Genomic DNA, 12,954 nt, shown 5'->3' with positions numbered 1-12,954 from the left:
CGGCTCGTTCGGGGACGGTGTGGGCGATGCCCCGGCGCCGGAGCCAGGTCCGGATGGCTTTGGAGCTGTAGCCCTTCTCGCGGCGGCCGGAGCCGGCGCGGCAGCGGGCGCGCCGGTGCCGTCGTCGATGACGGCCAGCTCGGCGCCGACCTCTACGGTCTCGTCCTCGGCGACCTTGATGGACGCCAGCACTCCGGCGGCCGGGGCGGGGATCTCGGTGTCGACCTTGTCGGTCGACACCTCGAGCAGCGGCTCGTCGGCCTCTACGCGCTCTCCCTCGGCCTTCAGCCAGCGGGTGACAGTGCCCTCGGTGACGCTCTCGCCGAGCGCCGGAAGGGTTACGGAAACCGCCATGGTTTCAGTTGCTCCTTACGAATGGTGCGGAAGTGGTCGTCGCGCCCGGACTGATCAGTCGTGGGAGTGCAGCGGCTTGCCGGCCAGGGCCAGGTGGGCCTCGCCGAGTGCCTCGTTCTGCGTCGGGTGCGCGTGGATGAGCTGCGCGACCTCGGCCGGCAGAGCCTCCCAGTTGTAGATCAGCTGCGCTTCGCCGACCTGCTCGCCCATCCGGTCACCGACCATGTGGACGCCGACCACGGCACCGTCCTTGACCTGGACGAGCTTGATCTCGCCCGCGGTCTTGAGGATCTTGCTCTTGCCGTTGCCCGCGAGGTTGTACTTCAGGGCGACGACCTTGTCCGCACCGTAGATCTCCTTGGCCTTGGCCTCGGTGATGCCGACGGAGGCGACCTCGGGGTGGCAGTACGTCACCCGCGGCACGCCGTCGTAGTCGATCGGGACGGTCTTGAGACCGGCCAGCCGCTCCGCCACCAGGATGCCCTCGGCGAAGCCGACGTGCGCGAGCTGGAGCGTCGGGACCAGGTCGCCGACCGCGGAGACGGTGGGAACGTTGGTCTGCATGTACTCGTCGACCAGGACGTAGCCGCGGTCCATCGCGACGCCCTGCTCCTCGTAGCCGAGACCGGCCGAGACCGGGCCGCGGCCGATGGCGACAAGAAGCACCTCGGCCTCGAAGGTCTTGCCGTCCGCGAGGGTGACGCGCACACCGGTCTCGGTGTACTCGGCCTTCTCGAAGAACGTGCCGAGGTTGAACTTGATGCCGCGCTTGCGGAACGCGCGCTCAAGGAGCTTCGAAGAGTTCTCGTCCTCGACCGGGACCAGGTGCTTGAGGCCCTCGATGACGGTGACGTCGGTGCCGAAGGACTTCCACGCCGAGGCGAACTCGACGCCGATGACGCCGCCGCCCAGGATGATCGCGGACTGCGGGACGCGGTCCAGCGTGAGGGCGTGGTCCGACGAGATGATGCGGTTGCCGTCGATGTCCAGGCCCGGCAGCGACTTCGGCACGGAGCCGGTCGCCAGCAGGACGTGGCGGCCCTGGACACGCTGGCCGTTGACGTCGACGGAGGTGGGGGAGGACAGGCGGCCCTCACCCTCGATGTAGGTCACCTTGCGGGAGGCGACCAGACCCTGCAGACCCTTGTACAGGCCCGAGACCACGTCGTCCTTGTACTTGTGGACACCGGCGATGTCGATGCCCTCGAAAGAGGTCTTGACACCGAACTGGTCGGCTTCACGAGCCTGGTCCGCGATCTCGCCGGCGTGCAGCAGAGCCTTCGTGGGGATGCATCCGTTGTGCAGGCAGGTGCCGCCGAGCTTGTTCTTTTCGATCAGTGCGACGTCCAGGCCCAGCTGAGCTCCGCGCAGCGCCGCAGCGTAACCGCCGCTACCACCGCCGAGGATCACTAGGTCGAAAACGGTGCTGGCGTCGTTCGCCACGTCACGTCCTCCATGCATGTGCGCCGTTCGCCGGTCGTCGATGACCGGGCGGCGGCTGGTATTCGGCCGCTTAGTCTTCGGCCCTGTGGTGGGGGCCCTGTCCTGCCGAGAACCCATCTTCGCACTTGTCGACGGGCGGCGGGACGCGGGGCCGGAGCTTGAGATGGTGAGCTTGAGCGCTTTTACGGGTTACCGAGTCGTAGCCAACGCGGGGAGGCGGAGCGTTGTTCCCGGTGGTGGCGGGGCCGCCGTGCAGCCCGTCCGGCGTGGGTGCGCGCCGCCGGAGCGACGCGCACCCGCCTCGTCAGCCCAGGTCGCCGGCGGCCGTGCGCTCCGCCAGCTTCACGAGCGTGCGGACCGCCGACCCCGTGCCGCCCTTCGGCGTGTAGCCGTACGGCGCACCTTCGTGGAACGCCGGGCCCGCGATGTCCAGGTGCGCCCAGGTGATGCCCTCGCCCACGAACTCCTTCAGGAACAGGCCGGCGACCAGGCCGCCGCCCATGCGCTCGCCCATGTTCGCGATGTCCGCGGTCGGCGAGTCCATGCCCCTGCGCAGGTCGGCGGGGAGCGGCATCGGCCAGGACGCCTCGCCGACCTCCTCGGCGATCTCGTGGATGGAGGTACGGAAGGCGTCGTCGTTGGCCATGATGCCGAACGTGCGGTTGCCCAGCGCCAGCACCATCGCGCCGGTGAGGGTCGCCACGTCGACGATCGCGTCCGGGCTCTCCTCACAGGCGCGGGTCAGCGCGTCGGCGAGCACCAGCCGGCCCTCGGCGTCGGTGTTGAGCACCTCGACCGTCTTGCCGCTGTACATGCGCAGCACGTCACCGGGGCGGGTGGCGCTGCCGGACGGCATGTTCTCCGCGAGCGCCAGCCAGCCGGTGACGTTGACCGCGAGGCCCAGGCGGGCGGCCGCGACGACGGCGGCGAACACGGCGGCAGCGCCGCTCATGTCGCACTTCATCGTCTCGTTGTGGCCGGCCGGCTTCAGGGAGATGCCGCCCGAGTCGTAGGTGATGCCCTTGCCGACCAGTGCCAGCGTCTTCGCGCCCTTGGAGTGGGTGTAGGAGAGCTTCACCAGACGGGGCGGGTTCTGCGAGCCCTGGCCGACGCCGAGGATGCCGCCGAAGCCGCCCTTGACGAGCGCCTTCTCGTCCAGCACCTGCACCTTGATGCCGTGCTCCTTGCCGGCGGCCGTGGCCACGGCCGCGAAGGCCTCGGGGGTGAGGTCGTTCGGCGGAGTGTTGATCAGGTCGCGCGCGCGGTTGATCTCCTCGGTGACCGCGATCGCACGCTCGGCTGCCGCCTTGAACGCCTTGTCGCGGGGCTTGGCACCCAGCAGGGCGACCTCGGCCAGCGGCTTCTTGGCGTCCTTGCCGTTCTCCTGGTAGGCGGTGAAGGCGTACGCGCCGAGCAGCGCGCCCTCGGCGATGGCCTCCGCGTCCTCCACGGACTCTATGGGGAGCGCGAAGCCGGCCTTCTTGGAACCGGACAGCGCGCGGGCCGCGGCACCGGCCGCACGCCGCAGCGCCTCGGTGTTGTACGTGTCGTCGTTCTCCGGCACGCCGCCGAGGCCGACGGCGATCACGACCGGGGCCTTCAGGCCGGAGGGCGCGGGGAGCTTGGTGACCTCGCCCTCGCCACCGCCGGCGCCGAGGGTCTCGAGGACGGAGGCGAGCTTCCCGTCGAATGCCTTGTCGACGGCCTCGGCGCCCGGCACGACGACCGGGCCCTTGGCGCCCTTGGCCACGCCGACCACGATGGCGTCGGCGCGCAGCGTCGCAGCGCCTGCAGTGCTGAGAGTGAGAGCAGTCACGGTGGTGAAATCTCGCTTCCGTTGAGTTCCGAGGGTCCGGCGAGGTGGATCGACACCCCATACGGGAGAAGAGCCTACGCGCGGCCCCATGTATCGCTCACGGCGGCGGCGGTTCACTCATCCGTGGTGTCTCTTTCATGTTTGCCCGGGAGATCGTGAGGGCTCAGCCACACTCACCACATTCGGGCAACGGAGCGCGGGGCTCCTTTGCGTCATCTCCGCCGAACCTCCGTGCACCTCAGGGGCGTTGGTCGAGGGTGGTGTGCGAGGGGGGACACGGATGGCACTGCACGGTGCACGGGCGAGCGGCCCCGCCGGCTCGCGGCGTCCTGAGTCCGCGAAGGACGTGACCGCTCGGGGGGCCGGCCGGGGGTCGACGGCCGACGGCGCCGGGTTGACGGTTCGGCCCCGCCCGGCGGCGCCCCGCCCGGCCGCGTCGCCGTCGTCGCGCTCGCGGGCGCCGTGCCCTCCGCGTACGCCGCCGCCGCTCCGACGCTCCGGACCGACCTGACCCGAGGGAAGGTTTCACCGCCCTGCTGGACATGCCCGTCGGCGACGACGGCGCGCGCGAGCCTGATCCGGGAGTACACGCACGACGGCCGCCGCGATCTCGTGACGGCCTTCGCGTACAACCGTGAGCCGCAATCACCGTCACTGACTCACTCCCTCTGGAACCGCCCGTGAAAAGCCTGTTGGTGCCCTTCTACGAGCATCCCGCCGACCGGCCCGACGCCTGGGACGCCGTCGTCGCCGCCGCGCCGCGCCTCTACGGGGTCGTGCTCAATCCGGCCGACGGACCCGGCACCGCCCCCGACCCTGGGTTCGCCGCCGTGGCCGCGCGGCTGCGCCGGGCCGGGGTGCGCGTGCTCGGCTACACGGACACCGACTACGGCCGCCGTCCGCACGCCGACGTGCTGCGGGACGTGGGCCGCCACCGGGACTGGTACGGCGCCGACGGGGCCTTCCTCGACCAGGTCTGCTCCGGGGCCGACGCACTGCCCCACTACCGGCGGCTCGCGGACGCGGCCCGCGCGTCGGGCGCTGCGACTCTGGTGCTGAACCACGGCGTCCACCCCGACCCCGCGTACGCCGAACTCGCCGACCTGCTGGTCACGTTCGAGGGCCCCTGGGACGCCTACCGCACGGCCGGCGTCCCGAACTGGACCGCCGCTCATCCGCCGGAACGGTTCTGTCATCTCGTCTACGCCGCGCCGCCCGGCGCCCGCGCGGGCGCCGCGGTCCACTGCGTCGTCCCCGGTTCCGGCGCCCACCCGTGGGGCACTCTCCCGCACACCCTGGAGCCCGCGCGTTGAACGCCGGTCCTGTGATGCTCCTGCCGTCAGCCCAGCACGAGCGCCACCAGCGCCACCGTGCCCGCCGTCTCCGCCAGCGCCCCGAACACATCGCCCGTCACCCCGCCGAAGCGCCGCACACAGTGCCGCAGCAGCAGCTGCGCCGCCAGGAGCCCGGACGCCACCGCCAGTGCGCAGTGCAGTGCGCCGTACGGGCCGACGAGCGCACCCGCGCCCGCCGCGCAGGCGATGACGAGCGCTGCCGCGACACCTCCCGCGCTTGCGGGAACAGTCTCCGCGACCACCGCGCCCAGGCCCTCGGGCCGGGCCGCGGGAACGCCCTTGCGGGACGCGAGAGTCAGCGCCAGCCGGGCGGTGACGGCGGACAGCGCCGCGGCCGTCACGCCCGTCGCCCAGCCGCGCGCGTACAGCTCCGCGAGTGCCGCGACCTGGCCGAGCAGGACGAAGAGCAGGGTGATGACACCGAACGGACCGATGTCCGACTGCTTCATGATGCGCAGCGCGTCCTGTGCCGGTCGGCCGCTGCCCAGTCCGTCGGCGGTGTCGGCGAGGCCGTCAAGGTGCAGGCCCCGGGTGAGGGCCGCGGGTACCGCCGCCGTTGCCACGGCGGCGAGCAGCGGGCCGGACCCCAGCAGCATCAGCAGGCCGCCGAGCGCCGCGGCGAACAGGCCGACCACCAGACCGGCGAGCGGTGCGCAGAGCATGCCGGCGCGGGCGGCCTCGCGGTCCCACCGGGTGACGCGGACCGGGAGCACGGTCAGGGTGCCGAAGGCGAAACGTATGCCGTGCGCGCAGGCCGGGGCGGCAGTCCGAAGAGTCATCGCGCGAAGGGTAGCCCGGCGCCCGGGACGGTAAATTGCGCATAACGTGCGAATCGGGAGCGGGTGGCATGGGTCACTGGTTTTACCGCAACATCGTCGAGCCCGGGAAACTCCCGATGCTCATCGCGCTGGCCTCCTTCGTGCTGACCTTCCTGGCGACCCGCGTCATCACCCGGATGATCCGCGCGGGCAGGGGCCCTTTCAGGAACGTTTCGCCCGGCGGACTGCACATCCACCATGTGGTGCCCGGCGTCATCCTCATGATCGTCGGCGGCTTCTGGGCCGTCGGCACCGGCAGGCACGGTGTCTCCGCCTCGGTCTGCGCCGTCGTCTTCGGGGCCGGCGCGGGCCTCGTGCTCGACGAGTTCGCGCTGATCCTCCATCTCGACGACGTCTACTGGACCGAGCAGGGCAGGCAGAGCGTCGAGGCCGTCGTCCTCGCCGCCGCTCTCGCGCTGCTCGTCCTCGGCGGCTCCGTGCCGCTCGGCGTCAACGAACTGACGCCCGACGAACGCGAGGACCGCGTCTCGCTGATCTTCACCATCGCCGCCAACTTCCTCTTCGTGCTCGTCACCGCCTTCAAGGGCAAGGGCCGCATGGCGCTCATCGGGACGCTGGTCCCGCTGGTGGCAATCGTCGGCGCGGTGCGCCTCGCGCGGCCCTCCTCGCCCTGGGCCCGGCGCTTCTACCGCAACAGACCCAAGGCCCGGGCGAGGGCCGCGCTGCGCAGGTTCCGGCACGACCGGCGCTGGAACCGGCCGCGCCGGGCGTTTCAGGACTTCATCGGCGGTGCGCCGGACCGGCTGCCGGCGCGCAAACGCTGACGCCGGCGACTTCTCAGCTCGGTCGCCGCACACACGACCAGCACGGCCGCGATCGACGCCAGATGCTCCTTGCCGGCGAGGTTGTTCTTCACCAGGACCTCGGCCACCATCGCCGCCACGACGAGCCCCATCGTCAACCACGCCCGACAGCGGTGGCAGACGTAGACCGCGAGCCCGACGACGGCCGCCGACGGCCCGGTGTCGACAACCTGGGCGTCGGAAGCCGGCAGCCCGAGCGGACCGTCCGGGCCGACCGCGATCCCGATCCGGGCGTACGCGGTCCCCGCCAGCGTCGACCCGTAGGCGACCACCAGCGTCCGCGGTCTGCCCAGCGTGATCTCCGCGATGCCGAACACCAGCAGGATCTGGACCAGCGCGCCCCACACGGGAAGGTCCAGCGCCGGCACGAACAGCGACAGCGGCGTCCGCAGCAGTGTCAGCCACAGGGGGTCCTCGGCCCGTACGAAGCCGATGTCACGGACCGGTTCCAGCCCCCATGGCTGGTTCTGCACAAGATGGAGCAGGGCGGTCAGGCAGACCGCGGCGAGCGTCATCGGTACGGCCCGCCACCGCCGGGCGGCGAGTGCCGCGCGGACCGCCCCGTACAGCGGGCCCCACTCGCGGGCCGCAAACGCGGACGCCGTGTTCAACGCCGGCTCTCCAGATGTCCGCGTTGCAGCCACTTGGGCAGGCCGGGCGCTTCCAGGAAGCCCTCGGCCCGTCCGGCGGCGAGGCCGATGCGCAGCAGGTCGGCGCTCTTCTCGAAGAGCATGAAACGCGGCTCCCAGATCGGTCGGTACTTGGCATTGGCGCGGTAGAGCGACTCGATCTGCCACCAGCGGGAGAAGAAGCCGAGCAGCGAACGCCACAGCCTCAGTACCGGTCCCGCACCGAGCTTCGAGCCACGTTCGAAGACCGATCTGAACATCGCGAAGTTCAGCGAGACCTGAGTGATCCGGATCTCCTTGGCGCGCTGCAGGAGTTCGATCACCATGAACTCCGTCAGTCCGTTGTCGGCCTCCCGGTCACGCCGCATCAGGTCCAGGGACAGCCCCTTGGGCCCCCAGGGGACGAAGCTGAGCAGCGCCCGCAGGGTGCCGTCGCCGTCGGTGCACTCGAGCATCACGCAGCGGCCGTCCGCCGGGTCACCGAGCCGGCCCAGCGCCATGGAGAAACCACGCTCGGTCTCCCCGTCCCGCCAGTCGTCCGCGCGCCGCAGCAACTCGTCCATCTCGTCGGCGGGGATGTCCTCGTGCCTGCGGATGCGTACCTGGTACCCGGCCCGCTTCACGCGGTTGTAGGCCTGGCGTACGGTCCGCATCGCACGCCCCTCGAGCGTGAACTCGGCGGTCTCGACGATCGCCTCGTCGCCGAGCTCCAGCGCGTCCATGCCGTGCCGCGCGTACACCGTCCCGGCCTCTTCGCCGGCCCCCATCACCGCCGGGATCCAGCCGTGTTCGCGGGCCTGGGCCAGCCACGGCTCGATCGCGCCCGGCCAGGCCTCCGGATCACCGATCGGGTCGCCGGACGCGAGCGACACACCACCGACCACCCGGTAGGCCACGGCCGCCTTGCCCGTCGGCGACCACACGACGCTCTTCTCGCGGCGGAGCGCGAAGTAGCCCAGCGAGTCCCGTTCGCCGTACCGCTCCAGAAGGGCACGGAGCCTGGCCTCGTCCTCCTCGGTGATGGGGTCGACGGCCCGTCGCGAACGGAACGCCGCGTAGAGCACGGCGAGCAGCAGCAGCGTCGACATGATGTTGATGAGGACGTCGGTCCAGCCGGGGCTGGTGATCGTGGGGAAGCGGTCGTCGTCGACATCGATGGACACCAGCCGCATCGCGCCGTACCGCCAGCGCTCCAGGAAGGTGGAGCGGTCCGGTGAGGTGTTGGTCGCGGTGACGAGCAGCGCCGCGAGCAGCGACGTGACGAGCAGCCCGCCGGCGGCGACACCAGTCGCCAGCTTCGGGTTGGAGCGGTCGCCCTTGGCGTAGAACTCGCGCCGGCCGAGCAGTGACGCGGCCATGAAGGCGGCGGTCAGGAGGAAGGAGATCCAGTTCTGCGGGTGCTGCCGGATCTCGGGAAGCGTCAGGGCGACGGCGAAGAGCAGCAGGAAGAGCCCGCAGAGCACCACGTTGAGGATCCAGGCGGCCCGCTTGCGGCGGCGCATGGTGATGGCGAGGAAGAGCGCGAAGAGGCCCGACGCGAAGCCCGCGGTGAGCAGGTACGGCGTGAAGTGGTCGTCCTCGTTGTGGCGGCGCAGGTCGTTGCCGAACGAGACCCACACGGCACCCGCCAGGTTGATGAACGCCATGACGCGCACGTACCAGATGGTGAACGCGGCACTGCGCCGTGAGCGGTCGGTGCCGGCACGTGCTGCCGCGCCGTCACCGGATGGTCGGACTTTTCCGGCTTCTCCCATGAAAGGGGATCATATGGGGCATGTCGCCTTGCGATGGGCGGGCGACGGCCGGGCGGTGGGGCACCGCTCCCGGCCGCACCGCCCGGGGCGCGGGCCCAGGCTCGTCACTCCGCCGCCGTCTCCGGGCCCTGCTCCGGCAGCTCGGCCGCCCCCGCCGCTCCGCGCTCCGGCAGCTCCGCCGCCAGCGCGGCCGCCGCCTGTACGAGGGGGAGGGCCAGCAGCGCGCCCGTCCCCTCGCCCACCCTCACGCCGTGGTCGAGCACCGGGTTGAGCGCCATCCGGTCCAGCGCCTTCGCCTGCGCCGGTTCGCCGCTCACCTGGCCCGCGAGCCACCAGTCCGGCGCGCGGAACGCCGCACGCTGCCCGACCAGTGCACATGCCGCCGAGACCACCCCGTCCAGGATCACCGGCATCCGGCGCACCGCGCTCTGCAGCAGGAATCCGGTCGTCGCGGCCAGGTCCGCGCCGCCGACGGCCGCCAGCAGCTCCAACTGGTCGCCCAGCACCGGCCGGGCCCGCCGCAGCGCGTCCCGGATCGCCGCGCACTTGCGCATCCAGGCCAGGTCGTCGATGCCCTCGCCGCCGCGGCCCGTCACCACCGAGGCGTCCGTGCCGCACAGCGCCGCGATCAGGGTGGCCGCAGGCGTCGTACCGCCGACGCTCAGGTCGCCGAGGACCACGAGGTCGGTCCCGGAGTCGGCCTCCTCGTCGGCGATCGCCATGCCGAGCCGTACGGCCTGCTCCGCCTCCTCGACCGTGAGCGCGTCCTCGATGTCGATCCGGCCGCTGCCGCGTCGCACCCGGTGGCGTACGACGTCCTCGGGCAGCAGTTCCGGGTCGCAGTCCAGGCCGGCGTCGACGACCCGCACCGGCACACCGGACCTGCGGGCCAGCACGGCCACCGGGCTCGCGCCCTCCAGCACGTGGTGCACCAGCCGATACGCGCTGCCCGACTCCCGGGAGGACACCCCCAGTTCGGCGACGCCGTGGTCACCGGCGAACAGCACCACGCGCGGGTGCTCGATCGCCTTGACCGGGACCGACGCCTGCGCGGCGGCCAGCCACTCGCCCAGCTCGTCGAGACGGCCCAGCGCACCGGGCGGCACGATCAGCCGCTCCCGGCGTTCCTCGGCGTCACGCCGCGTTCCGCTGTCGGGGCGCTCGATCAGATCGGAGAAGTCGTCGAGATTCAGCCTGCTCATTCGCCGAACAGTACCGGCACCGCCCGGAACTCAGCCGCGCAGTACGAGAGCCTGGCCCGCGACCACCAGGAGCACATGCTCGCACTCGTCGGCGAACGCCGCGTTCAGCCGGCCCAGCTCGTCCCGGAAGCGCCTGCCGGAGGCGGTGGCGGGGACGACGCCGGAACCCACCTCGTTCGTCACGGCCACCACCGTACGGGCCGTCGCCCGTACCGCCGCGACCAGTTCCGAGACCCGCTCGCGCAGCGCCCGCTCTCCCGCGGCGGCCCAGCGCTCGTCGTCCCAGGCGCCCACCCTGTCCATCGCGTCCGTCAGCCACAGCGACAGACAGTCGATCAGCACCGGCGGCCCGTCCTCCGCGAGCAGCGGCACCAGGTCGCAGGTCTCCGCCGTACGCCAGGACCCCGGCCTGCGGTCGCGGTGCGCGGCGATCCGTGCGGCCCACTCCGTGTCGCCTTCCCGGACGCCGCCCGTCGCGACGTAGAGCACGTCGGGAAAGGCCCCCAGCCGCCGCTCGGCCTCGAGCGACTTCCCAGAACGGGCCCCGCCCGTCACCAGAGTCCGCCGCGGCACGTCCGGCACCGCGTGGTACTCGCCGACGATCAGCGTGGTCCCGTCCGGCACGGCACGGGCACCCGAGGCGGCCAGACGCCGCGTCAGCTCAGGGCCGCAGGGCACGTCGTGGTCGAGGTGCACGGCGACCACGTCCGTCGTCGAACCGATCGCGCCCGAAGCGCGCAGCCGAGCCACCGCGTCGGGGCGGCCCACCACGTCGGCGACCACCATCTCGTACGCGGCGAGCCCCTCCGCGAGACCGGCCGGCGCCGCGCCCGGCGGCAGGTAGAGCAGCCGCTCGCCGTCGGGGGACGTCACCTCGTACCCCGTGCCGGGGTGGTCCATCGGCACGGCCCGCACCCGGTGCCCGCTGATCAGCGTCAACTCCCGTCCGTCGGGCACCCTGCCCGCCGTCGGCAGCCCGGCGGGCAGGTCCACGGCCGGTCCGTCGTGAGGATGCGTCAGCAGCACCTGCCGTACGCCCACCAGCGAGTGCCCCGCCCGTGCCGCGGCCAGCGCGGCCCCTGGGGTGAGGTCGAGAAGCAGCGCGCCGTCGACGAGGAGCGCGGTCGCGGCCCGCGCCTGCGGCCCGCGGGCGGTGGCGCACGCGGCGCAGGGGCAGTCGGGCCGGGGGAGACCGGCGGGCGCGCCGGTGCCGAGCAGAGTCAGTTCCACGCCTCTGATCCTGCCGTCTCGCCCCCGGCGGTGCGCGCCCGGCTACGCTGCGGGCAGCAAACTGATCAGCTTGCCCTAGGGACCTGGGAGGCGCACATGGCGTGGACGTGGCGGTTCGAGAAGTCGGACGGTACGGAGGTCCAGCCGGCGGTGGAGCCGGAGGAGTTCACGACGCAGGGCGACGCGGAGTCCTGGATCGGCGAGTACTGGAAGCAGCTCCAGGAGGGCGGCGCGGACCAGGTCGTCCTCTCGGAGGACGGCGCGAAGATCTACGGCCCGATGAGCCTCCACGAGTCCTGACCTGCGGCGCCGGGGGTGCCGCGCCACCCGGCGTGGCGCCACCCGGCGTGCCTCGGGGGCTCCCGGGGGCCGTGTCGCGCCCCGCACCCTGAAGATCAGATCTCCCCGAGCGTGACCTCCACCGTCCGCGCGCTGCCCGCCCGTTCCACGGTGACGGACACCTTCTCGCCGGGCTGTCGCGACGCCAGCGCCTCGGCCAGAGACGCGAGCGTGGTGATCTCCGTGCTGCCGAACCCGGTGATGATGTCTCCGGGCCGCAGGCCCGCCCGCTCCGCCGCGCCGCCCCTCGTCACCAAGACCACGGCCACCCCGGCGGGGCGGTATTCGTCGTCCAGCACGGTACGGCCGGTGATGCCGAGAGCCGCTCGGCCCGAGTCCCTCACCTCGCCGTACTTGATGATCTGGTCGGCGACCTTCTTCACCATCGAGGCGGGGATCGCGAAGCCGATACCGGGAGCCGCGCTGCCCTCGAGGCCGGGGTCGGACGCGGCCAGCGTCGGGATGCCGATGATCTCGCTGCTCAGGTTCACGAGCGCGCCGCCGCTGTTGCCGGGGTTGATCGCCGCCGACGTCTGCACCATGTTGCCGAGCGTCGCCCCTGTCCCGCCGCCCTCGCCGCTCTCGCTCACCGTGCGGCCGACCGCGGAGACGATGCCCTGGGTGACGCTGCTCGACAGGCCGAGAGGGGACCCCATCGCGAGGACGATCTGGCCGACGGCGACCTCGGACGAGTCGCCGAGACGGACCGCCCGCAGCCCCGGCGGTACCGACCGGAGCTTGATGACGGCGAGGTCCTGCTCGGGAAAGGACGTCACCAAGGAGGCGGTCAGGGGCTGCTCACCGGTGGCGACGGTGACCTTGAACTCCTTGCCGTGGCCCACCACATGCGCGTTGGTGACGATGTGGCCAAGGTCGTCGTAGACGATCCCGGAGCCGAGGTTCTCCCCGGCCTCGATCTGGACGACCGACGGCAGCACGTTCTTGATGACCTGGCGGTAGTCGTTCTCCAGCTCGCTCGCGGCGGCGGGCGCGGGGGCGTGCGCTGCCGCGCCGGTGGAAGTCGCCGGTGCGGGCCCGAAGACGGGGGAGCAGCCCGTCGAAAGAGTGATCGCGCAGAGCGCGGCGGTCGCGAGCAGCAGCAGCCGGCGTGCCGGCCGACCCGGGCGGCGGGATGCGTCCATGCCCGGAGTATCCCTTTTGCCGCCGCGCCGGGGCCCGCGATACGCCGC

At 72.2% G+C, this 12,954-nt stretch carries 12 protein-coding genes; 3 read left to right on the top strand and 9 right to left on the bottom strand.

Annotated elements, in window-relative coordinates:
- From ABZ070_RS19215 to ABZ070_RS19205, 3 genes are all read right to left on the bottom strand, one after another.
- Positions 1–354 (bottom strand): biotin/lipoyl-containing protein (locus tag ABZ070_RS19215; protein WP_356635328.1); only part of this gene is annotated, 354 nt, incomplete at its 3' end.
- 54 nt (positions 355–408) lie between these two features.
- On the bottom strand, positions 409–1,797 hold the full coding sequence (gene lpdA, locus ABZ070_RS19210; RefSeq protein WP_356635326.1) for a dihydrolipoyl dehydrogenase: 1,389 nt from the start codon (positions 1,795–1,797) through the stop codon (positions 409–411).
- Between the two features lie 304 nt (positions 1,798–2,101).
- Positions 2,102–3,613: a leucyl aminopeptidase gene (locus ABZ070_RS19205; RefSeq protein ID WP_356635324.1), complete on the bottom strand. Its 1,512-nt coding sequence runs from the start codon at positions 3,611–3,613 to the stop codon at positions 2,102–2,104.
- Positions 3,614–4,293: 680 nt separating this feature from the next.
- Between ABZ070_RS19205 and ABZ070_RS19200 the strand changes: the two genes are divergently transcribed.
- The gene (locus tag ABZ070_RS19200; protein ID WP_356635322.1) at positions 4,294–4,926 is read left to right on the top strand and encodes a spherulation-specific family 4 protein; all 633 of its coding nucleotides are present in this window, start codon (positions 4,294–4,296) and stop codon (positions 4,924–4,926) included.
- A 26-nt stretch (positions 4,927–4,952) separates the two neighbouring features.
- Here the strand turns inward: ABZ070_RS19200 and cobS are convergent, their stop codons facing one another.
- Positions 4,953–5,747 (bottom strand): adenosylcobinamide-GDP ribazoletransferase, encoded by a 795-nt coding sequence (gene cobS, locus ABZ070_RS19195; protein WP_356635320.1) that lies wholly within the window; start codon positions 5,745–5,747, stop codon positions 4,953–4,955.
- A 68-nt stretch (positions 5,748–5,815) separates the two neighbouring features.
- Between cobS and ABZ070_RS19190 the strand changes: the two genes are divergently transcribed.
- Complete coding sequence (locus ABZ070_RS19190; RefSeq protein ID WP_356635318.1) at positions 5,816–6,571, top strand: hypothetical protein; 756 nt, start codon at positions 5,816–5,818, stop codon at positions 6,569–6,571.
- On the opposite strand, the gene ABZ070_RS19185 is transcribed toward ABZ070_RS19190, so the two are convergent.
- The 4 genes from ABZ070_RS19185 to ABZ070_RS19170 form a co-directional block, all read right to left on the bottom strand.
- The gene (locus ABZ070_RS19185) at positions 6,520–7,221 is read right to left on the bottom strand and encodes a hypothetical protein (protein ID WP_356635316.1); all 702 of its coding nucleotides are present in this window, start codon (positions 7,219–7,221) and stop codon (positions 6,520–6,522) included. The genes ABZ070_RS19190 and ABZ070_RS19185 overlap by 52 nt on opposite strands.
- Positions 7,218–8,993, bottom strand: coding sequence for a phosphatidylglycerol lysyltransferase domain-containing protein (locus tag ABZ070_RS19180; RefSeq protein ID WP_356635314.1), 1,776 nt, complete (start codon positions 8,991–8,993; stop codon positions 7,218–7,220). The genes ABZ070_RS19185 and ABZ070_RS19180 overlap by 4 nt, the downstream gene beginning before the upstream one ends.
- A 104-nt stretch (positions 8,994–9,097) precedes the next feature.
- Positions 9,098–10,195: a nicotinate-nucleotide--dimethylbenzimidazole phosphoribosyltransferase gene (cobT, locus tag ABZ070_RS19175; RefSeq protein WP_356635311.1), complete on the bottom strand. Its 1,098-nt coding sequence runs from the start codon at positions 10,193–10,195 to the stop codon at positions 9,098–9,100.
- A 30-nt stretch (positions 10,196–10,225) separates the two neighbouring features.
- Positions 10,226–11,425: a bifunctional adenosylcobinamide kinase/adenosylcobinamide-phosphate guanylyltransferase gene (locus ABZ070_RS19170; RefSeq protein WP_356635309.1), complete on the bottom strand. Its 1,200-nt coding sequence runs from the start codon at positions 11,423–11,425 to the stop codon at positions 10,226–10,228.
- A 96-nt stretch (positions 11,426–11,521) separates the two neighbouring features.
- On the opposite strand from ABZ070_RS19170, the gene ABZ070_RS19165 reads away from it, so the two are divergent.
- A complete protein-coding gene (locus tag ABZ070_RS19165; RefSeq protein WP_356635307.1) occupies positions 11,522–11,725 on the top strand; it encodes a hypothetical protein in 204 nt (67 codons plus the stop codon).
- Positions 11,726–11,820: 95 nt separating this feature from the next.
- On the opposite strand, the gene ABZ070_RS19160 is transcribed toward ABZ070_RS19165, so the two are convergent.
- The gene (locus ABZ070_RS19160) at positions 11,821–12,906 is read right to left on the bottom strand and encodes a trypsin-like peptidase domain-containing protein (RefSeq protein ID WP_356635305.1); all 1,086 of its coding nucleotides are present in this window, start codon (positions 12,904–12,906) and stop codon (positions 11,821–11,823) included.
- Positions 12,907–12,954: the final 48 nt, after the last annotated feature.

The organism is Streptomyces sp. NPDC006283, assembly GCF_040613325.1.
Taxonomy (GTDB): Bacteria; Actinomycetota; Actinomycetes; order Streptomycetales; family Streptomycetaceae; genus Streptomyces.
This window is presented reverse-complemented; position numbering and strand designations above follow the sequence as displayed.

Bases quoted from the DNA above. Each gene is read 5' to 3' on its own strand.
- cobT (WP_356635311.1), bottom strand. From the start codon at position 10,195: ATGAGCAGGCTGAATCTCGACGACTTCTCCGATCTGATCGAGCGCCCC.
- ABZ070_RS19180 (WP_356635314.1), bottom strand. From the start codon at position 8,993: ATGGGAGAAGCCGGAAAAGTCCGACCATCCGGTGACGGCGCGGCAGCA.
- ABZ070_RS19160 (WP_356635305.1), bottom strand. From the start codon at position 12,906: ATGGACGCATCCCGCCGCCCGGGTCGGCCGGCACGCCGGCTGCTGCTG.
- cobS (WP_356635320.1), bottom strand. From the start codon at position 5,747: ATGACTCTTCGGACTGCCGCCCCGGCCTGCGCGCACGGCATACGTTTC.
- ABZ070_RS19165 (WP_356635307.1), top strand. From the start codon at position 11,522: ATGGCGTGGACGTGGCGGTTCGAGAAGTCGGACGGTACGGAGGTCCAG.
- ABZ070_RS19190 (WP_356635318.1), top strand. From the start codon at position 5,816: ATGGGTCACTGGTTTTACCGCAACATCGTCGAGCCCGGGAAACTCCCG.